At 28.2% G+C, this 22,805-nt stretch carries 28 protein-coding genes; 8 read left to right on the forward strand and 20 right to left on the reverse strand.

The window, feature by feature from the left end:
- Positions 1–58 precede the first annotated feature (58 nt).
- The 4 genes from rpsF to L8X30_RS01805 are packed head-to-tail and all read left to right on the forward strand — an operon-like array spanning position 59 to position 1,928.
- Positions 59–433, forward strand: coding sequence for a 30S ribosomal protein S6 (rpsF, locus tag L8X30_RS01790; RefSeq protein ID WP_263663175.1), 375 nt, complete (start codon positions 59–61; stop codon positions 431–433).
- 3 nt (positions 434–436) lie between these two features.
- Positions 437–964, forward strand: a complete 528-nt coding sequence (locus L8X30_RS01795; protein WP_263663174.1) for a single-stranded DNA-binding protein — start codon at positions 437–439, stop codon at positions 962–964.
- Between the two features lie 10 nt (positions 965–974).
- Entirely contained in the window at positions 975–1,235 is a 261-nt protein-coding gene (gene rpsR / locus L8X30_RS01800) for a 30S ribosomal protein S18 (RefSeq protein ID WP_039618521.1), read from the forward strand.
- Positions 1,236–1,286: 51 nt separating this feature from the next.
- On the forward strand, positions 1,287–1,928 hold the full coding sequence (locus tag L8X30_RS01805) for a MarC family protein (protein WP_263678703.1): 642 nt from the start codon (positions 1,287–1,289) through the stop codon (positions 1,926–1,928).
- On the opposite strand, the gene L8X30_RS01810 is transcribed toward L8X30_RS01805, so the two are convergent.
- From L8X30_RS01810 to fliW, 5 genes are read right to left on the reverse strand one after another with little or no spacing between them, the layout of a single operon-like run.
- On the reverse strand, positions 1,910–2,332 hold the full coding sequence (locus tag L8X30_RS01810; RefSeq protein ID WP_263678705.1) for a hypothetical protein: 423 nt from the start codon (positions 2,330–2,332) through the stop codon (positions 1,910–1,912). The genes L8X30_RS01805 and L8X30_RS01810 overlap by 19 nt on opposite strands.
- Positions 2,329–3,057: a prepilin-type N-terminal cleavage/methylation domain-containing protein gene (locus L8X30_RS01815; protein WP_263678706.1), complete on the reverse strand. Its 729-nt coding sequence runs from the start codon at positions 3,055–3,057 to the stop codon at positions 2,329–2,331. The genes L8X30_RS01810 and L8X30_RS01815 overlap by 4 nt, the downstream gene beginning before the upstream one ends.
- Positions 3,041–3,337: a hypothetical protein gene (locus tag L8X30_RS01820; protein WP_039618527.1), complete on the reverse strand. Its 297-nt coding sequence runs from the start codon at positions 3,335–3,337 to the stop codon at positions 3,041–3,043. The genes L8X30_RS01815 and L8X30_RS01820 overlap by 17 nt, the downstream gene beginning before the upstream one ends.
- The gene (locus tag L8X30_RS01825) at positions 3,334–4,062 is read right to left on the reverse strand and encodes a pyrroline-5-carboxylate reductase (protein WP_263678707.1); all 729 of its coding nucleotides are present in this window, start codon (positions 4,060–4,062) and stop codon (positions 3,334–3,336) included. The genes L8X30_RS01820 and L8X30_RS01825 overlap by 4 nt, the downstream gene beginning before the upstream one ends.
- Complete coding sequence (gene fliW / locus L8X30_RS01830; protein ID WP_263663168.1) at positions 4,062–4,457, reverse strand: flagellar assembly protein FliW; 396 nt, start codon at positions 4,455–4,457, stop codon at positions 4,062–4,064. Before fliW ends, L8X30_RS01825 begins: the two co-directional genes overlap by 1 nt.
- A 176-nt stretch (positions 4,458–4,633) precedes the next feature.
- Between fliW and bamD the strand changes: the two genes are divergently transcribed.
- Together bamD and lon are read left to right on the forward strand one after the other, a co-directional pair.
- The gene (gene bamD / locus L8X30_RS01835) at positions 4,634–5,290 is read left to right on the forward strand and encodes an outer membrane protein assembly factor BamD (protein WP_263678709.1); all 657 of its coding nucleotides are present in this window, start codon (positions 4,634–4,636) and stop codon (positions 5,288–5,290) included.
- Positions 5,290–7,668, forward strand: coding sequence for an endopeptidase La (gene lon, locus L8X30_RS01840; RefSeq protein ID WP_263663166.1), 2,379 nt, complete (start codon positions 5,290–5,292; stop codon positions 7,666–7,668). Before bamD ends, lon begins: the two co-directional genes overlap by 1 nt.
- Positions 7,669–7,682: 14 nt before the next feature.
- On the opposite strand, the gene L8X30_RS07910 is transcribed toward lon, so the two are convergent.
- The 11 genes from L8X30_RS07910 to L8X30_RS01895 form a co-directional block, all read right to left on the reverse strand.
- On the reverse strand, positions 7,683–9,062 hold the full coding sequence (locus L8X30_RS07910; protein ID WP_412175493.1) for a methyl-accepting chemotaxis protein: 1,380 nt from the start codon (positions 9,060–9,062) through the stop codon (positions 7,683–7,685).
- A 4-nt stretch (positions 9,063–9,066) separates the two neighbouring features.
- Positions 9,067–9,558, reverse strand: a complete 492-nt coding sequence (locus L8X30_RS01850; RefSeq protein ID WP_263678711.1) for a PAS domain-containing protein — start codon at positions 9,556–9,558, stop codon at positions 9,067–9,069.
- A 79-nt stretch (positions 9,559–9,637) separates the two neighbouring features.
- Positions 9,638–10,129, reverse strand: a complete 492-nt coding sequence (locus L8X30_RS01855; RefSeq protein ID WP_263678712.1) for a PAS domain-containing protein — start codon at positions 10,127–10,129, stop codon at positions 9,638–9,640.
- A 47-nt stretch (positions 10,130–10,176) separates the two neighbouring features.
- Positions 10,177–11,388: a threonine ammonia-lyase gene (gene ilvA, locus L8X30_RS01860; RefSeq protein ID WP_263678713.1), complete on the reverse strand. Its 1,212-nt coding sequence runs from the start codon at positions 11,386–11,388 to the stop codon at positions 10,177–10,179.
- Between the two features lie 2 nt (positions 11,389–11,390).
- Positions 11,391–11,750, reverse strand: a complete 360-nt coding sequence (locus L8X30_RS01865) for a CoA-binding protein (RefSeq protein WP_052243414.1) — start codon at positions 11,748–11,750, stop codon at positions 11,391–11,393.
- A 68-nt stretch (positions 11,751–11,818) separates the two neighbouring features.
- A complete protein-coding gene (locus L8X30_RS01870) occupies positions 11,819–12,991 on the reverse strand; it encodes an MFS transporter (protein ID WP_263678714.1) in 1,173 nt (390 codons plus the stop codon).
- Between the two features lie 11 nt (positions 12,992–13,002).
- Positions 13,003–13,425, reverse strand: coding sequence for a MarR family winged helix-turn-helix transcriptional regulator (locus L8X30_RS01875; protein ID WP_318529742.1), 423 nt, complete (start codon positions 13,423–13,425; stop codon positions 13,003–13,005).
- Positions 13,426–13,479: 54 nt separating this feature from the next.
- Positions 13,480–14,520 (reverse strand): tRNA (uridine(54)-C5)-methyltransferase TrmA, encoded by a 1,041-nt coding sequence (gene trmA / locus L8X30_RS01880; protein ID WP_263678715.1) that lies wholly within the window; start codon positions 14,518–14,520, stop codon positions 13,480–13,482.
- Entirely contained in the window at positions 14,521–16,233 is a 1,713-nt protein-coding gene (locus L8X30_RS01885; protein WP_263663159.1) for a Na+/H+ antiporter NhaC family protein, read from the reverse strand.
- A gap of 16 nt (positions 16,234–16,249) precedes the next feature.
- On the reverse strand, positions 16,250–16,996 hold the full coding sequence (locus L8X30_RS01890) for an SDR family NAD(P)-dependent oxidoreductase (RefSeq protein ID WP_263678716.1): 747 nt from the start codon (positions 16,994–16,996) through the stop codon (positions 16,250–16,252).
- Positions 16,993–18,240, reverse strand: coding sequence for an ankyrin repeat domain-containing protein (locus L8X30_RS01895; RefSeq protein WP_263678717.1), 1,248 nt, complete (start codon positions 18,238–18,240; stop codon positions 16,993–16,995). The genes L8X30_RS01890 and L8X30_RS01895 overlap by 4 nt, the downstream gene beginning before the upstream one ends.
- Before the next feature lie 109 nt (positions 18,241–18,349).
- Here L8X30_RS01895 and L8X30_RS01900 point away from each other — a divergent pair, with 109 nt between their 5' ends.
- Together L8X30_RS01900 and L8X30_RS01905 are read left to right on the forward strand one after the other, a co-directional pair.
- Positions 18,350–18,802 carry a methylated-DNA--[protein]-cysteine S-methyltransferase gene (locus L8X30_RS01900; RefSeq protein WP_263678718.1) on the forward strand — a complete coding sequence of 151 codons (453 nt, stop codon included), beginning with the start codon at positions 18,350–18,352 and terminating at the stop codon, positions 18,800–18,802.
- 1 nt (position 18,803) lies between these two features.
- Positions 18,804–19,682 (forward strand): EamA family transporter, encoded by an 879-nt coding sequence (locus L8X30_RS01905; protein ID WP_263678720.1) that lies wholly within the window; start codon positions 18,804–18,806, stop codon positions 19,680–19,682.
- On the opposite strand, the gene truA is transcribed toward L8X30_RS01905, so the two are convergent.
- Genes truA through uppS form a run of 4 tightly spaced genes read right to left on the reverse strand, consistent with a single transcriptional unit; the run spans position 19,636 to position 22,805 of the window.
- Entirely contained in the window at positions 19,636–20,370 is a 735-nt protein-coding gene (gene truA, locus L8X30_RS01910) for a tRNA pseudouridine(38-40) synthase TruA (protein ID WP_263678721.1), read from the reverse strand. The genes L8X30_RS01905 and truA overlap by 47 nt on opposite strands.
- Positions 20,370–21,395, reverse strand: a complete 1,026-nt coding sequence (locus L8X30_RS01915; protein WP_115645724.1) for an LptF/LptG family permease — start codon at positions 21,393–21,395, stop codon at positions 20,370–20,372. Before L8X30_RS01915 ends, truA begins: the two co-directional genes overlap by 1 nt.
- Positions 21,396–21,447: 52 nt before the next feature.
- Complete coding sequence (locus L8X30_RS01920) at positions 21,448–22,140, reverse strand: prepilin peptidase (protein WP_263678723.1); 693 nt, start codon at positions 22,138–22,140, stop codon at positions 21,448–21,450.
- Positions 22,137–22,805 carry a polyprenyl diphosphate synthase gene (gene uppS, locus L8X30_RS01925; RefSeq protein ID WP_039618564.1) on the reverse strand — a complete coding sequence of 223 codons (669 nt, stop codon included), beginning with the start codon at positions 22,803–22,805 and terminating at the stop codon, positions 22,137–22,139. The genes L8X30_RS01920 and uppS overlap by 4 nt, the downstream gene beginning before the upstream one ends.

The following is a 22,805-nucleotide window of genomic DNA, read 5'->3' on the forward strand; positions in this document are numbered from 1 at the left end:
TTTTATGCAAAATCCTTGCCTAAAAATTTTAGGCTTTATATCCATAAGGAGAAATTAAATGAGACATTATGAAGTTTTATTCATATTAAAACCGACACTTACAGAAGAAGAAGTAAGTGCTAAGTTGGAATTCGTAAAAGAAGTCCTTACAAAAAATGGCGCAGAAATTGAAAGCGTAGTTCCAATGGGAACAAGAAAACTTGCGTATAAAATTAAAAAATACGAAAGAGGAACTTATTTTGTGATTTATTTCAAAGCTCCTACAAATTTAATAGCAGAGCTTGAAAGGGTATTAAGAATCACTGAAGAAGTAATTAGATTTTTAATCGTAAAATATGAAAATAAAAAAGAAATTGCAGCTTGGGAAAAACTAAGCAAAGGTATCAAACAAAATAAAAAAGAAATCAAAGCTAGTGAAAATACAGAAGGCTAATTAATGTTTAATAAAGTCGTTTTAGTAGGTAATCTTACAAGGGATATAGAGATGCGCTATGCTCCATCAGGTAGCGCGATAGGCTCTTCTGCTATAGCTGTAACAAGAAGATTTAGTACAAATACAGGAGAAAAAAGAGAAGAAACCTGCTTTATCGACATTAGCTTTTTTGGTAGAACAGCAGAGATTGCTAATCAATACCTTAACAAAGGTAGTAAAGTTTTAATTGAAGGTCGTTTGAGATTTGAGCAGTGGAGCGATCAAAATGGACAAAATAGATCAAAACACAGCATTCAAGTTGAGAATTTAGAAATGCTAGGTTCAACTGTACAAAATAACCAACAAAACAATTTTGACAATCAAAATTATGGCTATAATCAAAATTTTAACCAACAACAAAGTTTTGACCCTTATGCTCAAGTACAAACTAGAACAAACCCATCTAATACTTATCAAAATCCTCAAAAGGAAGCTCCTATGAAGGAAATTGATATTGATAAATATGATGATGATACAGAATTACCATTTTAAAGGAAAAAACATGGCAGAAAAAAGAAAATATTCACGTAAATATTGCAAATATACAGAAGCTAAAGTTGATTTTATAGACTATAAAGATACAGCATTGCTAAAACATGCTTTATCAGAAAGATTTAAAATCATGCCACGCCGTTTAACAGGTACTAGCAAAAAACACCAAGAAATGGTTGAAGTTGCTATTAAACGTGCAAGACATGTAGCACTTATCCCTTATATCGTAGATAGAAAAGAAGTTGTTACTAATCCTTTTGAGGGACTATAATTATTAAATCAATCCCAAGCTTAAAAGCTTGGGAAAATAAAAGGTTGTCTTATGTTTTCAGATATAGAATCTGAAATTTATGCTATTTTACTTGCTTCTGTTGCTATTATAGCAGTCTTAAATCCTTTTGGAAATCTTCCACAATTTATCGCAATGACTGAGGGCTTAGATGCTGATACGAGAAAAAAACTTTTTAGAAATATCATTTATACTGCATTTTGTATTGTTTTAGTTTTTTTACTTTCTGGACCGTTTATTATGAAATATTTATTTAAAATAGATATTAATGATTTACGAGTTGCGGGTGGTTTGATTTTAATCATTATGAGTACTAAAAACTTACTTTTTACTCCATCAAGTTCTCAATTTCAACATTATCAAGGATTAAGTCATAAAGAATTATTGAAAAAAAGTATAGTTCCAATGGCATTTCCTATGCTAGTAGGACCTGGAACACTTTCAACGATAGTGGTTATTTCAGAAGATCAAAATTTAACTATAGCTATAGCTTCTATACTACTTACCTTTGCTTTTATTTTTGCTTTATTTCACTTTTCAGCTACCATTGAAAAAGTCATAGGAAAGCTTGTACTTTATGTTTTTTCACGTATTGCTTTAGTTTTTATTATGGCTATGGGGGTAAAAATGATAGCTATTGGAGTTCAAACTTACATTCAATCTAATTTAGGATAAACAAAAAAACTTTTTTGTAAAAACACTTCTTCATTTACCGCTTTATTATCATTTAGCAACACACTAATATTTACCGCTATAATGCTTTTTGCATTAGCATCATTTGCTATCAATTTATATCCTTTACACTCACCCAAAGGATAAGCATAATCAATTCGTATTTTTATATTATTATATTCAAAATTATATTCATTTAAACATTCTTTACCCTCTAAATAGGCTTGATATAAAAAATATTTAGAAAGCTCTTTTGTATCATAAAGCAAAATCTTTCCTTGAGTATAAAGAGTTAAATCTTTCATAATTCTTGGAGAATATGAAGAAATTTTTATTATAAATACCATAACAAAAGAGATAAATAAAATAAAAGATATTGTATAAACCATAGCAAACGATTTTTTCATAAAAACATCCACTTAAATAAACATTCATTTTGACTTTTATCGCATATTAAAACTTTTAGTGCCTTATCATCTTGCTTGAAAATAAGCTTTGAAATATTTTGAGCTAGTAAAAAAGATCGTTTGTTATGATTTAAATCATCTATTTGCATATAAATATTTTCATTTTCTAAATATACTCTAACATAAGCATATAAAATAGTATAAAATCCACTAAATTTCTCATTATTAAAATGGATTTTCTCTCTATCATTCACTAATGCTTTATAAATTTTTGAATTTTTTATATCATAAAAATACATATAATCATTAGCATATATTTTTAACTTTTTTTCGCTATGGATATCTTTATAATTACTTAAAATTCCTTTAGAATTTCCATTTTCTATAAAATGTAAATTGCTTTTTGGACTAAAAAAACTTTCATTGTTTTCTAAAATAATGCCACTAAAGTTTAATTTTTTCAATGATACATCATAAAAAATATCATCATTTGCACTCATATAGCACTCAAAAGAACTACTTGTCAATGTCGCATTTAAACAAGAATGATAAATTTTTTCCATACTAAGCAAAGTTTGATTTAAATTTAAAAATACTGTGTTGGAATTTTTAATTTTGTAACTATGATTATAAAGATGTATAGCCGGATTGCTTAAGATAACAATCAATACACCCAAGATAACAAGGCTTAGCACAAGCTCTAATAAACTAAAAGCTTTTTTCATCTATAAAGGCTTCTTTATAGGATAAATCTTTTATTTTTAAAGATTTGAGTTTAAACTCATCACTAGTGTATTCTAAAAAGTTATAAGTATTTATATTTACTTCTTTTGCTTTATATGAAGGATTTTGCATAAATAATTCTTTTTCTTCATTAAAAAGGATTTGATTTTGCCATATAATATTTAAAGATTTATTTGCAAATATAAGATAATAAGATCCAAAAACAAAAGATAAAATTACAATACAAAAAGCAAGCTCTAGGAGACTAAAAGCTTGCTTCATTTGTTTAAACTTACATTAAAAGCTTCAAAAAAAGCACCGCGCAAAGCTCTTTTTTCTAAAGCCTCAACTCCTCTTATAGTCACTCCTGCTGGAGAACAAATTTTTTCTTTAATAATAGCAGGATGTGTATGATTAAATAAAGCACTAAAGCTTTCAAAACAAGCACGAGTAAGCTCATAACTAAGCTCATTTTTTAGACCATTTTTCACACCTGCATTTGCTAAACTTTCTGCTACCAAAGCCAAAAACGCAGGAGCACAGCCACTTAAAACCATAGCCACATCAAATTCTTTTTCATTTTGCAAACCTATGGCTTTACCAAAAGTATTTAACAAAGATAAAATTTCATCTTTATATAAATCATTTTCCATCAAATACGCAGTCGCTGAGGCTTTAAATTCAGCTGCTGTATTTGGCATGATTTTTATATAATTTTGCGCATTAACACAATGAAGTTGCTCAAAAGTAGTATTTGCTAAAACTGAAATAAGCCATCTTGCCTTGCCTTTTAATTTAACAGCTACTTCTTCTAAAGCATAAGGTTTAAATGCTAAAATAACATTTTTATCTTCTAAATCAAATTCTTCATAAGATAAAACTTCTAAATTTAAGCTACTAGCTTTTTTTAAATCCCTAGCAACAATAACTACTTTATAAGTATCTTTTAAACCTTTAGCTATAGCACTTGCCATAGCGCCATTTCCTAAGATATAAATTTCAGACATTATTTTGCTTGTTTAATAAAAGCTGAAATCTTTTCAGATTGAAAATAATTAGGATATTTGCTTGTATCTAAAATCACTTGTACTAAAGAATTATTATCATAATTCATCACAACAGGTGCTAAAAAATTAACTGTAGATTCTTCTAATGGCTCATTAATAGCGACAATAACAAATACACCAAAATTAGTTTGTTCATTTAAAGCTAATAATTCTTGATAATAATCAGGTACTTCAAAATCATAATCAGGACGGATCATATAAGGATCAATCATCACAAAAGAAAAATCTTTACCATCAAGGCTTTTAAGTCTATAAAAAACCTCATCTATTTTATAAAAGTTCATATTTTTGGTATCTTCAAACCCCAAAATAGGACATTTAACCTCTAAGTTCATTTTGCCTCCTAAAATCTATTGACTAAGAAATTACAACTCATAAAGCAATTTTAGTTCCAACTTTTTAAATTATGCTAATTAAAACTTTTTGATTATAATTTTAATTCAAAAATTAACATTTTCATAAACATAAAAACACTATAATTATAAACTATATAAATTTATAAGGTAACATCATGAAAAAACTTTTTATTTTTTCGTTTATTATCGCAGGTTTATTTTTAGGGGCATGCAGCTCAAAAAAAGCCGAAGATTTGTATAATCTAAGTTCGATGGAATGGTATCAACAAATTATAAAAGATTTACAAGAAAAAAATCTTGAAGCAGCTGATAAACATTATACTTCAATGGCAGCTGAACATATAGCTGATCCATTATTAGAACAAACTTTGCTTATATTGGCTCAAGCTCACATTAGTGAAGAAGAGTATGAAATGGCAAATTTTTATCTTGATGAATATTTAAATAAATTTGGTGATTCACAAAATGTAGCTTATATAAGATATTTAAAAATCAAAGCCAAATTTGACTCTTTTGCTGTTCCAAATCGTAATCAAGCACTAATGTTAAAAACAATAGAAGAAATCAAAGAATACAATCAAAGCTATCCTAATGTGCAATATAATGATTTAATTGACACCATGCTTACTAAATTTAATCTTGCGGTTTTTTACCTTGATACCAGCATAGCAGAGTTATATCATAAAAAAAATAAAGAGCAAAGCTATGAGATTTATAAGCAAAAAATAGAAAATTCCGATTTTAATAAAATCGATATGATTAAACCAGAACTTCCATGGTATAGAAAAATATTTGAAGAAGGTATAATGTAATGAAATTAGAAAATACTCAAAACTATCCAACAAAACTTCCTGTTCTTGTGGAAGATGAGCTTTTTTTATACCCTTTTATGATAACACCAATTTTTTTAAATGATATGCAAAATATCAAAGCCTTAGATACTGCTTTACAAAATGAAAGCATGATTTTTGTAGCACCATCTAAGATTGAAGGCGGACGTGGTTTTGATGAAATTTATGATTGCGGGGTTATTGGAACCATTATGAGAAAAGTTCCATTGCCTGATGGTAGAATTAAAATTTTATTTCAAGGTTATGCCAAAGCTAAGATAGTTGAAAAAATTTCAGATGACCCCTTACTTGCTCTAGTTGATTTAATCCACCAAGAACCATTATGCAGCACAAAAAAAGAAGCAATCATCGAAGTAGTAAGAGAAAAAGCTAAGGCTTTATCTACCGTGAGTCATTATTTTCCACCCGATCTTTTAAGAACCATAGAAGAAGATGTCGAGCCTGGTAGAATTTGTGATTTAATACTAAATTCCATTAAAATCAAAAAACAACAAGCGTATGAATTTTTCATCGAAACTAATTTAGAAACCAAGCTTTTAAATTTAATTGATTATTTAGCTAAAGAAATTGAAGCAAATAAAATTCAAAAAGAAATCAAAAACAAAGTTCATTCTAAAATAGATAAAGTCAATAAAGAATATTTCCTAAAAGAACAGCTCAAGCAAATTCAAAGAGAGCTTGGAAGTGACATACAAAAAGAAAGCGAAGTAGAAGAATATAATAAAAAATTAGAAAAGAAAAAAGCTTTTATGTATGAAGAAGCTTATAAAGAAATCAAAAAACAAATTCAAAAATACGAAAGAATTCATCAAGATAACTCAGAAGCCTCTATGGTGCAAACTTACATAGAAACGGTTTTAGACATACCTTTTGAACACTCTTCAAAGAAAAAACTAAATTTAAAAGATGTATCTTTACAACTCAATAGTGATCACTATGCCCTAGAGAAACCAAAAGAACGTATTGAAGAATATTTTGCAGTAAAAGAGCTTTTAGAAAAACGCAAAATTAAAGATAGAGATGGTGCTAAAGTTATCTTGTGTTTGGTTGGACCTCCAGGTGTTGGTAAGACTTCCTTAGCAAATTCAGTTGCAAAAGCACTAAAAAGGGAATTAGTACGCATAGCTTTAGGCGGTTTAGAAGATGTAAATGAATTAAGAGGGCATAGAAGAACCTATATAGGAGCTATGCCAGGACGCATTATACAAGGACTTATAGAAGCTAAACAAAGTAATCCTGTAGTAGTGCTTGATGAGATTGATAAACTAAGTCGCAACCATAGAGGAGACCCAAGTGCAGTTTTACTTGAAATCTTAGATCCTGAACAAAATACTAAATTTAGAGATTATTACCTAAATTTCAACATTGATTTAAGTAAAATTATTTTCATAGCTACTGCAAATGATGCAAGTTTAATCCCACCTGCTTTAAAAGATAGAATGGAATTTATAGAGCTTAGCTCTTACACCCCTCAAGAAAAATTCCAAATAGCTAAAAACTATCTCATACCTGATGAAATAAAAAAACATGGACTAAAAGAAAAAGAAATTAGCTTTGATGATGAAGCTATAGAATTAATAGTCAGTGAATATACCAGAGAATCAGGTGTAAGAAATTTAAGAAGAAAGATTGCTGAAGTTTGTAGAAAATGTGTTAAAAAACTTCTTTTGGAAGAAAATATTAAAAACATTCATATTAATACTAAAAATTTAAAAGATTTTTTAAACAAAAAAGTCTTTGAAATAGAAAAACATGAAAAAGAAAATAAAATCGGTCAAGTAAATGGACTTGCATGGACTGCAGTGGGTGGAGATGTTTTAAAAATAGAAGCTATTAAAATCAAAGGTAAAGGTGAGTTAACTCTTACAGGAAGTTTGGGTGATGTGATGAAAGAATCAGCAAAAATTGCTCAAAGTCTTATTAAAAATTTAATTGATGAAGAACAAATCAAAACACCAAAAAATCTTTTTTATAAAAAAGATGAAAGCATTTACAATCAATACAATCTTCATATTCATGTTCCAGATGGTGCAACACCAAAAGATGGGCCAAGTGCAGGCATAACAATCACTACAGCTATTGCCTCTATTTTTAGTGACAAAAAAGTAAGATCTGATGTTGCAATGACAGGAGAGATTGACCTAATGGGTAATGTTTTACCAATAGGTGGTTTAAAAGAAAAATTAATTGCTGCTTATAAAGCTGATATTAAAACGGCTATTATTCCACATAAAAACTACGAAAGAGATTTAAAAGATATCCCAGAGGAAGTAATAAAAAATATGAAAATAATTGGGGTAAAAACTTTAAATGAAGTATTAAAAATAGCTCTTGTGTAAAAACTAGAAGCTTATTAAGCTTCTAGTTTATCCATAATTAATTTACTATCTTTTTCCAACTCTCTTATGTCACTAATAATTGAATCATAATCTTCTTTTGAAATATTTTCTTTTTTAGCTATTTCTATAGCTTTATTTGCAGAGTATTGTATTTTTTCACTCTTGGAATCCATTTCATTTTGAGAGATTAAAGGACAGAAAATACTTTTTGCATCTTCATCTTTACATAGACTAGAGATTGGATCAAGATTTTGTAGATTTTGCTGAGAACCATTAAGAGTTAGATAAACATCTGATTTATATAAAATATGATCTATTTTCATAGCCGATAAAGTCAAATCAGAAGCAAAATTTACAAATTCTTTTCCTAAATGAGAACTTTTATCCTCTAATTCTCTAAATGCTTCACTAAAATCAGCGATTTTGCTATTAGAAGAATTTGCGATATCAAATACCTTTTCACTATTTTCTTGTATTGAGCCAATTTCTTGATTCATTACTTGAATTGCCAAGGTAATCTCGCCAGTTGCTTTTTGTGTTTTTTCAGCAAGTTGTCTTACCTCATCTGCAACCACAGCAAAGCCTCTTCCATGTTCACCCGCACGAGCAGCCTCAATAGCTGCATTTAGTGCAAGAAGATTAGTTTGATCTGCTATATCTCTAATAACTTCTACAATTGCATTAATACTTTGGGCATTTGAGGCAAAAGTATCAACAGCTTTTTTACTCTCATCGGCTACTTGCATCATAGAAGAAATCGAATCTTGCAAATTACCCACTTCTAAACCATTCTTTTGAGCAGTATCTGATATTATTTTAATATCACCAAAAACTTCTCTCATCAACTTAATAATACCATTTAAAGCAGAAGATAAGTCATTTAAATTTTTATTTTGACTATTTAAACTCAAATCCATCAATTCTCTTGATAAAGCATTTTTAAAAACAGATTTTCCTGTTTTTTCTATATCATCTAAGGCTTTATTGATAAAGTTAATATTATGAACAAAAATTCCTTTTAAACCTTCAGGAATAGCTCTTCTAAAATACTCACCCTTTTGAGAACAAGCAATAGAAGTATTAATTTCTCTCAAATAAGCTTCTAAACCATCTATAGTATTATTAAGATTATCCGCAATTTCTTTAAGTTTTTTATTGCTACATTTAATATATACAATTCTTGAATCAAAATTACCATTTTTTAATTCTCTGCTAAGATCTAAGATTTTATCACTAAATTGATCTTCTTTTTTTAAAACAACAAAAGCAAAAGCAAACAATAATAACAAAGCCAAAGAAAACCCAAAAGAAATAAAATCCATAAAATATATAGAATTTGCACAAGATAAAATACCCAGACCAATACCAACTAATACTATATTTTTCATCAACATCCTTTTATTTTTGAATTTGCATTATTAATTCATTGTAGCTCATCCCATAAGATTTTACTACAGCATTTAGTTCTTCAAGTCCTGCTTTTATACCGCCTTCCTTTTCTTTTCTTATAAGAACTTTATAAATTTCTTCTATTGTTTTAACAGCCTCTGCTTTAGGCTTTCTTCTTACTGAATAATAATTTAAAATATTTTCATTAGAATCACAAGAAGCTGTTATGTTTGCAAAAACCCAATAATAATCATTAAATTTTGTTTTATTTTTTACAAAAGCAAAAACCTCTCTTTTCATTTGAATATTATCCCATAAATATTTAAAAACAGTTCTTGGCATATCAGGATGACGCATAATACTATGAGGTTTATATAAAATTTCATCAATTTTATAATCAGAGTATTTTAAAAAATCCTCATTGGCATAAATAATTTCACCTTTTAAATTGGTTTTTGATGTTATTAAAACATCTGAAGTTAGAACTTTTTCCAAAGACATAGATAAATTCCTTAAATTTAAATTAATCAGACCGATTATACCTTTTTTGTAAAAACATTTTTTAAATATTTTTATAAAATTATTTTTGAAGCTCTAAAATTAGCTGATTATAACTCATACCATAAGAATTAACTATCTTCATAAGTTCATTCACTCCAGCTTTTATACCTCCAGTTTTTTCAGCTTCTAGTAAAACCTTGTAAACTTGCTCTATAACCGGTATGGCCTCTCTTTTAGGTTTTCTTCTTACTGAATAATAATTTATAATATTTCCTTGATTATCAAATGAAGCTGTAACATTAGTAAAAACCCAATAATAATCATTTTGCTTGGTTTTATTTTTTACAAAGGCAAAAATTTCTTTTCCATCTTGTATATAATTCCACAAACATTTAAAAACCGTTTTTGGCATGTCAGGATGACGCACAATATTATGTGGTTTATACAAAATCTCATTCATTTTATAACCAGCATATTTTAAAAAATCATCATTAGCATAAATGATATCTCCTTTTAAATCTGTTTTAGAAGTTATTAGTGTATCTGGTTCTAAAATTTTCTCTTGTGACACTTTTACCCTTTTTTTGGTTTTATTTAAAAAATATTATATTTAATATATCATAAAATTTCATTAAAATTAAAACCTTTATCATAAAGTATCTTTCTAACTAATTCTTGATGCTCTTTTCCTTTAGTTTCTAAGGTAATTGAAATCATTGCATCACCATATTCAAGCTTGGTTGAAAATCTATCATAGTCAATTTTAACTATATTAGCCTGAGCTTCCTTAATTGCATCACTTAAAGTACTTAAAGCCCCTGGTTTATCAACTAAAGTAACATTAATAAGCATTTTTCTAAAAGCTTTAAATAAGCCTTTTTCTATAATAATATTTAACATTTGTACATCAATATTTCCACCACTTAAAACCACACCGATTTTCTTATGATTTTTTAAATCTATTTTTTTATGCAAAAGTGCAGCTACTGCTGATGCTCCTGCTCCTTCAACTGTTATTTTGTGTTTTTCAAGTAAATACAATACCGCATTAGCTATTTCTTCATCATCAACTTGAATAAAATCATCAACACATTCAAGAATAATATCAAAATTAATTTTATTCACATCACGCACTGCTATACCATCAGCTATAGTTCTAACAGCTTTTGAATTAATCATTTTTTTACTTTTAAAACTCTCATACATCGCAGGAGCTCCCTTAGCACTCACTCCGATAACTTTTATAGCAGGATTAATTTGCTTAGCAGCACTTGCCACTCCACTAATCAAACCCCCTCCTCCAACTGGAGCTAAAATCATATCCAAATCACTTATTTCATCAAGCATTTCAAGCATTAAAGTGCCTTGTCCTGCTATAATACTTTCATTCTCAAAAGGATGAATGAAATTTAAATGATGCTCTCTAGCATAATTTAGTGCATAAGCATAAGCCTCGTCAAAATTATCCCCTTTTAAAATCACTTTTGCGCCTAAATTTTTAGTCGCACTTACTTTTAATAAAGGCGTAGCTTCAGGCATAACAATCACAGCTTCTATGCCAAATTTTTTAGCACTAATTGCTACTCCTTGTGCGTGATTTCCTGCGCTTGCAGCTATTACACCTGCTTGTTTTTGTTCTTTAGTTAAATTAGCTATTGTATTATAAGCTCCTCTGATTTTATAAGCACCTGTTTTTTGCAAATTTTCACATTTTAAAAAAACATCAGTTTCCAAAAACTCACTCAAAAAAGAAGAGTGCACAAAAGGGGTTTTTAATACAAAATCTGCGATTTTTTGTTTTGCTTGATAAATTTTATTTAATTCAACCATGATTATCCTTTTTGTAGTTCTATTTTAATGCAACGATCTTGAACGCAATTTATACCATATTTTTTACATTTTTGCATTATTTCTTCATTGATAATGCCAAGTTGCATCCAAAAATTTTTAATCTTTTTACTCAAAAGATCTTCAAAAATTTCATTTGCAAAACTTGCTTTTCTAAACATTACAACCGTATCAACTTCAAAAGGGATTTCTTTTAAGTTTCTATAAACTCTTTCATTTAAAATAAAATCTTCTTTAGGGTAGATAGGATAAATTTTATAACCTAAATCTTGTAAATATTTGCTTACAAAATGAGAAGGTTTATCTTGATTAGGGCTAAGTCCTATGATGGCTATATTTTTCATAGTACTTAGTATTTTATAACTATCACACAATGCTTTTTCCTTTTTAAAGCATTGTATCTAAAATCAAATTAACAAGAAGCTTTTTTTACAACCAACAAACAATACAAAATCAAAGCCATTGCAACTAATAAAGCACAAAAAGCATAAACATTAGCAAAACCTATACTTGGCTCTATAATGCCTAACAAATAAGGACTCACTCCTATACCAAAATCTAAGGCTATAAAAAATGTAGAATTAGCCAAGCCCATTTTTTCTTTAGGTGCAAGTTTTATAGCTAAAGCTTGAGCACTTGAAGTAGCATTAGCATAACCTAACGCACAAAAAACTCCAGCTAAAATAATCATATAAAAATTTAATGCAAAAGCAAGTAAAAGCAAACATACTATAAAACTCAAAAAAGAAAAAATCATCACAATATTAGCACCATATTTATCAAACACTTTACCAGCAAGTGGTCTAAAAATCATAGAAAATCCAGCATATATCACAAAAAACATAGATCCAGCAAAAGCTAAATTTAACCTTTGGGTATAAGCACTCATATAAGCTATAATAGCGCCAAAAGGGCATGCAAGCAAAAAGGTTACCAAGGCTAAATTTAAAACTGATTTTTCAAAATAATTATAAATACTAAATTTTCTTTTTATATGATGATGTTTTTTAAATCTTCTTACTTTTAAAAAAATAGACAAAACCAATGCAAAGACAATACTCAAACAAGCTATTAAAAAACTAAGCCAAAATTGATTGATAGAGTCAAGTTTTATGGCCAAAAAAGGACCTAAAGCTGAAGTTAAAACAACACTTGTAGCATAATATCCTATACCAACTCCTCTTTTATTGCTAGGTATTATCCTAGCAATAGCTGCCCCACAAGCACAAGAACAAATTCCATAGCAAATCCCTGCTAAAAAGCGTATCAAAATCAAAAAATATACATTATAAAATTTCAAATACATTAAATTAATAAAAAGATAAAACAAAAGCGAAAACACTATAACCTTTTTTATATTAACATCATCAATTATAGAACCAAAATAAAGTCTAGATAGCAAAGCGCCTATAACAAAAGCTCCCATAATAAGACCTGCGGTGCTAGTTTGAAGGTTTAAAACACCTAAAACATAATCTGTACTAGAAATAGTACTCATATAAAAAACAAGACAAATAGCAAAATTTATCCCAAAAATACAGAAAAAATTTATATTAAATAAATTATATTTTTTACTTAATCCCATGAAAAAACCTTTTAAATTTTCTCATTGATATAATCAAGTAATTTTAAAAGTCTTTCTTGATCTTTTACATCTAAGATATCTAAAATATTTCTTTCATATTTTCTTATATAAGCATTTGCATCTAAAAAAATTTCCTTACCTTTAGCGCTTAAAGTAATGATTTTTTCTCTTTTATCATCTGCTTTTAAAAACTGTATATATTCAAGTTTTGCTAATTTAGAAACAACTCTAGAAAGTATAGCTTTATCCATCTGATAAAACTCACATATTGGAGCTAAAGTACTATAGCCATGCTGATTTAAATATACAAAAACCCTCCAATCACTTGATTTTAATCCAAAGGGTTTTAAAATTTCATTGACTTTATAGAGTATTTTTCTATTTGTATAAGTAATTTTTTGAAATAAAATAAGAAATCCTTTATAAAAATTAATTGATTAAATCAACTATTTTTATAATAACAAAGCTTGTATAAATTCTAACTTATACTAAGCTTTTATTTTTAAATGCACCCCACATTCAAGATGAGGAGTATTAGCAAATTGATCAAAAAAGGCTAAATTTAAAATTTCATGACTTTGACACAAGATTTCAAGATTTTCTTTTAAAGTGATAGGATTACACGAAATATAAATGATATTTTCATAATTTTTAATAAGTTCAATCACGCTTAGATCAAGCCCTGCTCTTGGAGGATCAACCAAGACATGAGATATTTTAAAGCTATCTAAATCTATGTTTTTTAAACGGTTAAATTCTCTTTCTTTTTTCAAAGCTTGACTCAACTCTTCACTAGAAAGTCTTGTAAAAGTTATATTTTCAATAGAATTTAAAACACAATTTTTTAAAGCAAATTCGATATTTTTTTTAGAAATTTCAGTTGCCAAAACTTTGTTAAAATTTCTTGCTAAAGCTATGGTAAAATTTCCATAACCACAATAAAGCTCTAATAAATCTTGTTTAAAATCACTTCCAATGCAAGATACAACCCATTCAATCATCTTTTCATTGATAAAAGTATTAGGCTGGATAAAACAATCATTATTAAACTCATATAAAAATTCATTTGTATTGATTTTTAAAGCTTGTCTTAAATTTTCTCCATTAAATACAAGTTTTTTACCCCTGCTTCTTGCTATGAGTTTGAGATTTAATTTTTCTGCTAATTCTTGTAAATCTTGTACAATTAACTCTATATTTTTATGAAAAAGCAAAGTAATACTTAAATCTAATTTTGTAGCTAAAAACTCTACTCCAAAAAGCTTATGTTTTAAATTTTCATTTAGATTATTTAATAAAATAGGCATACAGTCTTGAATTTTTTCATCTGCTATATCAAATTTTTCAATAGGATTTTTTTTCTTATTTTCAAACATTGCATAAGAAATTTCCCCATTTTCATGATGATATATAGAAAATTCTGCCCTAGTTCTATAAGCTTTTAAAGGTGATTTAAAGCACTGAATTTCTTTATCATATAAAGAAGAAAACAATGCTTTATTTAAAGCAATTTTTTCTTCAAAATGCATCTATGCATCTACCTTTTTGCCAACTACAAAAAGTAAAGCTATCATAGCTAAGATTCCAAAAACAAGCCCTAGCCATACATTAAGTCCTAGTGCTACTGGTAAATAACCACAAAGTATACTAATAGCACAAACACTCAAAGCATAAGGCATTTGCGTGCTAACATGAGCTAAAAGATCACACTTACTTCCCATAGATGAAAGTATAGTTGTATCAGAAATTGGCGAGCAATGATCTCCAAAAATAGCTCCTGTTAAAACCCCTGAAATATTAATAATCATATATTGGTGCAACTCTGCTCCGCTTAATTCATTATGAACACCAACAGCCATAGCTAAAGGAATAGCTAAAGGCATTAAAATACCCATAGTCCCATAACTAGTTCCTGTTGAAAAAGAAATAATAGAAGCAAAAATAAAAATTGCCGTAGGAAGCAAGTAAATAGGCGTTTTATCTGAAAATAAATCAATTAAATATTTAGAAGTTCCTAAATCCTTAATCACAGAAGCTAATGACCATGCACAAAGTAAAATAATCACAGTCATAATCATAGTTCTCCAACCATGGGTCCAAACCGCAATAGCTTCTTTTAAAGTAAATATTTTTCTATACATTCCTAAAATAATAGCTACTATGGTAGCTAAAAGTGCTGCTTGAAATAATACAACCGAAGCATCAGCTGCACCAAAAGTTTCTCTAAAAGCAAATAAACTAAGCGGTGCTGCATCAATTTGTGCTTTAATACTCGCATCATCTAGAGCATTATAACCACTAAAATAAAAACCTATAAATGAAAATACAATCAAAACAGCTAAAGGTATAATAGCATTAGAAGCTTGTAATTTCACATGCTCTTTTGGCTCTAAAACCTTATCTTCTATATTATCAATTTGCTCGTGACCATGAGAAAATTTACCCGCTCTAGCTCTAAGCTCAGCTTTTAACATAGGTCCAAATTCTCTACCTGTATAAATAGTTAAAACAACAAAAATCAGCATAAAAAGATTATAAAATCTATAAGGTAAGGTTTGTACAAAGATTTCAAAAGCATTGATTTCTTCTTTTACTATACCTAAATGCGCAAAAGTTGCATTATCGATTAAATCATATCCGCTACGAATTAAAGAAATTTCAAGTCCTATCCAAGTAGAAATGATAGCAAGACCGGTAATTGGCGCTGCAGTTGCATCCATAATAAAAGCAAGTTTTTCACGACTTACTCTAAATTTATCTGTTACCGGGCGCATGATAGGACCTACAATTAATGAATTAGCATAATCATCAAAGAAAATAAAAATCCCCATACACCAAGTAGCAAATTGTGAGCTTTTTGCCTGCTTAGCTTTAGTAGAAAGCCAAACAGCCACAGCTTTAGTACCACCTGTTTTAGTAATAAGAGCTACAACCCCACCTATAGTTAAAACTTGCAATAAAATTCCTGCATTACCAGGACTTGCCATGGCATTTACCACTTTAGAAATAAAGCCTGTAAAAGAAGCAATAATAGCATGATAAATGCTATTTTCAATAAGTCCTAGCATAAAAGTACCACTTAATGCACCAATAAACAACGAAAGCACTACATCTTTAGTGATAAAAGCTAAAATAATAGCTATCACCGGTGGTAAAAGCGTCCAAACTCCAAAAAGTTCTGCATTTGCTTGTGCATCAGCAAATAACAATAAAGGAGCTAATAATAAATAAAAAATTTTCATATTTTTCCTTAAGTTTTTATATTTTCTCGCTAAAAGTTCCTGCCCATGTTTGAGTCACAGGCATAAGTTCAATTTCGTTAATATTAATATGCTCAGGCAAGCTAATAATAAAAGTAATAATTTTTGCTATATCTTCAGCTTTAATATATTTAGTATTTTCATAAACCTCATCAGCCTTTTTAATATCACCTTTAAATCTCACTTCACTAAATTCAGTTTTACAAAGCCCTGGAGCTATATTTGTTACCTTTATATTACTTCCGCGCAAATCTGTTCTTAAAGCTTTAGAAAATTGTGCCACAAAAGCTTTCGTACCACAATAAACATTACCTCCATAATAAGGCACATTTGCCGCAATTGAACCAAGATTAACCACATGAGCATTTTTTGCCTTTCTAAGTAAAGGTAAAGTAGCTCTTGCTATATATAAAAAGCCTTTGATATTAGTGTCTACCATGGCTTCAATATCTTCAATATCCAAAGAATCAAACTCATTTAAACCCAAAGCAAGACCTGCATTATTAACAAGTAAAGAAATATTTTGTAAATCTTGAGGTAAATTTTCAATTGCTGTAAAAACCGCTTGTTTATCCCTAACATCAAGCACGATAGGATAAATTTTATCCCCATAAAGCTCTTGTAGTTTTTCTAACCTTTCTTTACGTCTTGCTATGGCTATAACCTTATAATCAAGTTCTATTAAGGCTTTTAAACTCTCTAGTCCAAAACCTGAACTTACCCCTGTTATTAAAGCAATTTTCATGGTTGAGCCTCTTCATACAACATCAAATTTTCATTTTCTTTTAAACCAAGTTTTTTTAAAAATTTAATATTTTCTTCTTTTTTTGCAATGATAGCAAAATCAAGAGCATTAAATCCTAAATCATCTATTTCTTTATAATTAGCTTTATAATCTATAAGCAACTTAAGCATTTTTACATCAGCATAATTTGCTCCATGCATAAAGATATTTTTAGAAGTATGCTCAAGCGCACATAAGGTGATAAAATATGGCGTATTGCTTCCCATACTGGCAATAGAAAGTTTTTCATTATCATTAATGTATTTTTGATTTACATTTGCACCATTTTCAAGCAAAAGCTTGGCAATCTTATAGTTGTTATATTCAACAGCATAAAACAAAGGTGTTTTTCCAAAAGAATTTTTATAATCAACCACCGCTTCATTTTCAAGCAAAAGCTTAACATTTTCTGCATTATCTAGTGCAAAAAATAAAGCAGACTCATAACCTTCATTTATTTTTACACCCAATTTAATAAATTCTCTTATAATCTCACTTTCTCTATTATTTAACAAGGCTGATTTAAAACCATTGTTTAATTCTAAATTACTAATTTTTTTAGTATAAATATACTCTTTAATCTGCTCCAAAGAATTATTTTTATTAGCTACAAATTTTTCAAAATCTGAAATATCTTTAAAGATTTTAGTCTCGCCAACTGCCCAGTTTAAAAATTCATTCAAAGCATTACTAGCAAAATAAATTGCACTTGCTTTATCTAAATTAAATTCCTTTTGAAAATATCTTGTTAGAGGGTTAATCGCATTATTATATTCTTTCCAAAATTCCTTAAAAAGTTTAAAATTTCCAATGCTTTGATAAGCCCAATATCTAAAATACGCTTTTAATTTTGCAAATTTTTCTTCAAGTATTATAGGATCTTGTAAAGTCTTTTGATAGCCTTGTGGATCAAGTGCAATTTCTAATAATTTAAAATCAAATTTTCTCAAATCACTAAAGTATTCTCCACCCATACAAGCACTATTGCTTCCTCTAATTTCATTAGCAAGTTCATATAATCTTTTTGTGATTTGATGATTTTTTAAAGAAAAAGCGCAATTTAAATCCACTTGAGAAAAATCTTGTGTATTTTTTGGCTCAAACTCTTTAAAAAAATCAGCCTTATTTTCCTTAACATACTCACAAGTATAATCCAAAGCTAAAGCATTTAAACTTATAATCAAACTAAATAATAAAATCTTCAAATATTTTCCTTGAATATAAATTAAATCACTATTTTAACTAAATTTTTGCTTTAATAACAATTAATTAATTTAAAATTCATACAATGCTTGCTTTTAAATAAGGAAAAATATGTATCAAAGTTTTTATAAAGCTAGTTTTGCTTATATTCTTTTACAAAGTGATAAAGATAAGCTTATTAATGTTGATTTTGCTATATATAAGCCTGATTTTACCAAAGATAAACACCCTGTTTTAGAACAAGCCTTAGAAGAACTAGACCTTTATTTTAACAAAAAGCTTTTTACTTTTAGCACTCCCTTAGCTCTTCAGGGAAGCGAATTTGAACAAAAGGTATATAAAGCTTTGATAAAAATTCCTTATGGACAAACTAAAACTTATCAAGAAATTGCTTCTTTTATCAATCATCCAAAAGCTTTTAGAGCAGTAGGCAATGCAAATTCTAAAAATAAACTTGCAATTTTTATACCTTGCCATAGAGTAGTAGCTAAAAATCACTTAGGTGGATACAATGGTGGTTTATTTATCAAAGAAACTTTACTTAAATTAGAAAGCGTACTTTAAAATGCCAAGCTTATTGCTAGCAAGTTTTATTTGGGCTTTTTCTTTTCCATTAATTGGGCATTTTATTACCTTAGAAATGGATAGTTTTTTTGCAGCATTTGCAAAAGTTTTTTTATCTTTATTGGTATTTTTACCTTTTTTAAATTTTAAGCTAAATTTGCATTTAAAACTAAAACTCATAAGCATTGGGGCTTTGCAACTTGGCGTGATGAATTTATTTTATTATCATTCTTTTTTATATTTAAGTGTAAGCGAAGTAGCGCTTTTTACGATTTTTACACCTTTTTACGTTGTGCTTTTTTATGGGCTTTTTTCAAAAAATCTTAGATATTTATATTTTATAAGTATTTTTATATGCATTATGGGTGCTTTTGTAGTTAAATTTGATAATATTAACTCTAATTTTTTATATGGATTTTTACTTATTCAAGGAGCTAATTTAGTATTTGGTGCTGGACAAAGTTTTTATAAAATTTTATTAGAAAAAAATACAAATTTAAGCCAAAAAGAAGCCTTTGCTTATTTTTATCTAGGCGCAACCAGTATAACCTTACCTGCTTTTTTATTTTTTGGAGATTATAATAATTTACCATCCAATTTAAGTTCTTGGATAGCCTTGATTTATCTTGGGACTATTGCTTCGGGACTTGGATATTTTTTATGGAATAAAGGCTCTACGGAAGTAGATAGTGGGGTTTTAGCCTTGATGAATAATGCCATTATACCTATAAGTATTTTTATCAATATGAGTATTTTTGGAGTAGATGTAGAGCTGCTACCTTTTTGTATGGGGACTTTAATCATTCTTTTTTCATTTTTTATACATAAAAAAATCATGCATTATTATAATAAGAAATCTTACTCAAATATAAACCACTAGCAGGAGCTAAAAATCTACAATGAGCTTTTTTAGCATTAATTTGCTCTAAAAGCTCATTTTTGCTCATTTTTCCTTCTAATACTTTTAAAATGCTTGCCATCATCATTCTAATTTGTGATCTTAAAAAGCCATTTGCTTCAAAATAAAACACAGTGTAATTTTTATAAGCATAAACTCTAGTTTTATACATTTTTCTTATACTTGTTTTATTATCAGAGCCTTCTTTTTGAAAAAGTTTAAAGTCATACTCTCCTTCAAATAAAAATGCAATTTCCTTGGCCAATTCAATATTTATTTTTGGATAAAAATGTACATAAGAGGCTAAAAAAGGATTGTATTTTTCATGACTTATAATATAGCGATATGCTCTTTTTTGCACATCAAAACGCACTTGGAAATTTTCTTGCATTCTTTGAATATGCTTTATATGTATAAATGGGTGCGCAAAATGATTGATTTTATTTTTTAAATATACAAAATCTTTAAAATGTTCTCCCGCTTTAACACAAGCAACTGCATTAAATGCATGCACACCTTTATCAGTTCTTGAAGCAAATAAAGGCTTTTCATAAATACCCAAATGCGACAAGGCTTGCGCTAAGGTATCTTGGATACTAAGCTTGTGTGGCTGGGTAGCTGAACCTTGAAATTTAGAACCATCATAAGAAAAAGTTAATTTTAAAAGCATTAATACTTACTTGCAATTTTTGCTTTAAAATAAAACAAAGAAGTAATTAAAAAACTTGAAAAAATCACAGCAATAGCTACAAAAGGAGGATTGTAAAAACTAATCAAAAGCGTAAAATAAGCAAAAATAATCACAAAAATTCCAAAATAAGCAAAACCTTTTTCATAACGATAAGTTACTATACCAAAAGAGAGTGCAAAAAGCACACTAGCCAAAGGAAATAAAGCTATAAGAATATAAATAACAAATTCTTTTGCTTTTTCTTTATTGCTTGTTACATCAGACCAATACCCATAAAAACTTTGAGTATTTAATTCTTTAGAAGAAAGTTTGCTTTTAATTAATAAATTTTTAAAACTAGAAATATGCCAATCTTCTTCTTTAATCTCATAAGCTTTTCCCTCATCTAGCTTAAAAGTAATAACCCCATCATTTGTTTCTAACTTTCCTTCTTTGGCCAAAATCACTTGTTCTTTATCTTGTAGATTTTTCTTTGGATGATACATTATGATATTTTTATAAGTTTCATCAGAATTTTTAGCATCAATAAAAACAAGCCATTCCCCATATCTTTGTCCAAATTCTCCTGTTTTTATACTTACTTTAGCGCTAATTTTTTTATAATCTACAAAATTATCAAAAAGTTCAAAAGATATAGGTATAAAAACCAAAACCACCACAAGCATAAAAGCACTTACCAAAGCTGCAATTTTTGCAAAAAAACTTGCTATCATACTTGGAGCTATACTCAAAGCAAATAACACCGTGCTTTCATTTTCCCTAGAAAGCCTATAAAATGCCAAAGTCAAAGCTATGAAAAAAGATATGGGTAAAGTAAAAATCAATATCTTTGGTAAAAGAAAAATATATAATTTGATTAATTCAAAAAAAGTAATTTCAATATAAGCAGTAATTTTAGCAAGTTGTATAAAAAATATAATCGAAACAATAATAAATAAAGTAAAAAATAAAGACAACATTGTGCTTAAAAACTGATTAAGCAAATACTTATAAACTAGTTTCATAATATACTTTCTATACTTAGATTAATCAAAATTCCGCAAAATAAAAAAGGAATCATAGGCATTTGTAATCTTTCTTGGCTATTTTTATAAACATCAAAAGACTTAAAAAACTTGCAATAAATAAAATCAAAAAGCCTTTTTCATAGCCAAAAATTCCAAAAATCAAAGCTATTATTATAACATCACCTTCCCCTAAACTTTCTAAAATTTCATCTCTTTTTTTAAAATTTTTAATAAAATTAATCACACTTTTTAGTATGAAAATTAACCCCGCCCCAAAACACACTCGAAATAAAAAGCTATCTTGAAAATCCTCTAAATTTAAGCCATTTTGTAAAAAATCAAAACAAAAAGCTAAAATAAATAAAATCCAAAGCCAAAGCTCACTCACTGCTTTTAGATAATAATCCATCCAAGAAAGCGCTAATAATATAGCTAGCATACAAGCAAAAATTAAAATTTGAAAAAGATCTTCGATTAAATAAAAAGCAAAGACAAACAAACACGCACAAATAAATTCATTAAAAGGATAAATCAAAGAAATTTTTTCCTTACAAAAAGCACATTTGCCTTTTAAAAATACAAAAGATAACAAAGGAAAAAGATGATAAAATTTCAAAGTTTTAAGACACTTAGGACATTTTGATCTTGGACTTATTATACTTTCTTTATTGATCGTTCTTAAAACCAAAACATTAACAAAAGAACCCACGCAAAGTCCTAGTAATAAAAAGAAAATTATCATTTACCAAAGGTTCTTTTGCGTTTTTTAAACTCAGTAATAATATTTGCGATTTCTTTTTTAGTAAGTGCAGGAAATAAGGTTTGACTAAAATAAATTTCTGCATAACTTGACTGCCATAATAAAAAATTTGAAATTCTTTTAGCACTCCCTACCCTTAAAAACAAATCCACATCCTCGCTTAAGTCAAGATTTGCTTGTATATTTGCTTCATTAATTTCAAGATTTTTTTCAATCACCTTTTTAACCGCTCTAACTATTTCATCCTTGCCTCCGTAAGAAATAGCTAAATTAACGCATAATTTTGTGTAATTTTTAGTTTGTTCTTGAAAATTTTGTATTTTTTTTAAGGTTAATTCATCTAAAAGATTTAAATTTCCTATGGCTTTAAAACGCACTTCATTGGCTATAAATTTATTCAAAGACTCATCAAGATATTTATTTAATAGCTTAAAAAGAAACTCCACTTCTTCTTTTGGTCTTTGCCAATTTTCTGTACTAAAAGCATAAAGGGTTAGATTTTGAATTTTTTCATCTATACATACTTCTATGATTTTTTCAACAACTTTAGCACCTTGACTATAGCCAATTTTTTCTAAAAGTCCATTTTTTCTAGCCCATCTTCTATTGCCATCCATTACCACAGCAAGATGTTTTAACTCATTCAT

It is taken from the genome of Campylobacter sp. CNRCH_2015_0338h, assembly GCF_025772785.1.
Taxonomy (GTDB): domain Bacteria; phylum Campylobacterota; class Campylobacteria; order Campylobacterales; family Campylobacteraceae; genus Campylobacter_D.

Coding starts and splice junctions, on each gene's coding strand:
- L8X30_RS01810 (WP_263678705.1), bottom strand. CDS start 2,332: ATGAAAAAATCGTTTGCTATGGTTTATACAATATCTTTTATTTTATTT.
- L8X30_RS01850 (WP_263678711.1), bottom strand. CDS start 9,558: ATGTCTTTGGAAAAAGTTCTAACTTCAGATGTTTTAATAACATCAAAA.
- bamD (WP_263678709.1), top strand. CDS start 4,634: ATGAAAAAACTTTTTATTTTTTCGTTTATTATCGCAGGTTTATTTTTA.
- L8X30_RS01865 (WP_052243414.1), bottom strand. CDS start 11,750: ATGAAAAATATAGCCATCATAGGACTTAGCCCTAATCAAGATAAACCT.
- L8X30_RS01795 (WP_263663174.1), top strand. CDS start 437: ATGTTTAATAAAGTCGTTTTAGTAGGTAATCTTACAAGGGATATAGAG.
- L8X30_RS01805 (WP_263678703.1), top strand. CDS start 1,287: ATGTTTTCAGATATAGAATCTGAAATTTATGCTATTTTACTTGCTTCT.
- L8X30_RS01870 (WP_263678714.1), bottom strand. CDS start 12,991: ATGGGATTAAGTAAAAAATATAATTTATTTAATATAAATTTTTTCTGT.
- rpsF (WP_263663175.1), top strand. CDS start 59: ATGAGACATTATGAAGTTTTATTCATATTAAAACCGACACTTACAGAA.
- ilvA (WP_263678713.1), bottom strand. CDS start 11,388: ATGGTTGAATTAAATAAAATTTATCAAGCAAAACAAAAAATCGCAGAT.
- L8X30_RS01905 (WP_263678720.1), top strand. CDS start 18,804: ATGCCAAGCTTATTGCTAGCAAGTTTTATTTGGGCTTTTTCTTTTCCA.
- L8X30_RS01890 (WP_263678716.1), bottom strand. CDS start 16,996: ATGAAAATTGCTTTAATAACAGGGGTAAGTTCAGGTTTTGGACTAGAG.
- truA (WP_263678721.1), bottom strand. CDS start 20,370: ATGCTTTTAAAATTAACTTTTTCTTATGATGGTTCTAAATTTCAAGGT.
- trmA (WP_263678715.1), bottom strand. CDS start 14,520: ATGCATTTTGAAGAAAAAATTGCTTTAAATAAAGCATTGTTTTCTTCT.
- L8X30_RS01920 (WP_263678723.1), bottom strand. CDS start 22,140: ATGATAATTTTCTTTTTATTACTAGGACTTTGCGTGGGTTCTTTTGTT.
- L8X30_RS01915 (WP_115645724.1), bottom strand. CDS start 21,395: ATGAAACTAGTTTATAAGTATTTGCTTAATCAGTTTTTAAGCACAATG.
- L8X30_RS01815 (WP_263678706.1), bottom strand. CDS start 3,057: ATGAAAAAAGCTTTTAGTTTATTAGAGCTTGTGCTAAGCCTTGTTATC.
- lon (WP_263663166.1), top strand. CDS start 5,290: ATGAAATTAGAAAATACTCAAAACTATCCAACAAAACTTCCTGTTCTT.
- rpsR (WP_039618521.1), top strand. CDS start 975: ATGGCAGAAAAAAGAAAATATTCACGTAAATATTGCAAATATACAGAA.
- fliW (WP_263663168.1), bottom strand. CDS start 4,457: ATGAACTTAGAGGTTAAATGTCCTATTTTGGGGTTTGAAGATACCAAA.
- L8X30_RS01885 (WP_263663159.1), bottom strand. CDS start 16,233: ATGAAAATTTTTTATTTATTATTAGCTCCTTTATTGTTATTTGCTGAT.
- L8X30_RS01820 (WP_039618527.1), bottom strand. CDS start 3,337: ATGAAGCAAGCTTTTAGTCTCCTAGAGCTTGCTTTTTGTATTGTAATT.
- L8X30_RS01900 (WP_263678718.1), top strand. CDS start 18,350: ATGTATCAAAGTTTTTATAAAGCTAGTTTTGCTTATATTCTTTTACAA.
- L8X30_RS07910 (WP_412175493.1), bottom strand. CDS start 9,062: ATGTTGATGAAAAATATAGTATTAGTTGGTATTGGTCTGGGTATTTTA.
- uppS (WP_039618564.1), bottom strand. CDS start 22,805: ATGAATGAGTTAAAACATCTTGCTGTGGTAATGGATGGCAATAGAAGA.
- L8X30_RS01825 (WP_263678707.1), bottom strand. CDS start 4,062: ATGTCTGAAATTTATATCTTAGGAAATGGCGCTATGGCAAGTGCTATA.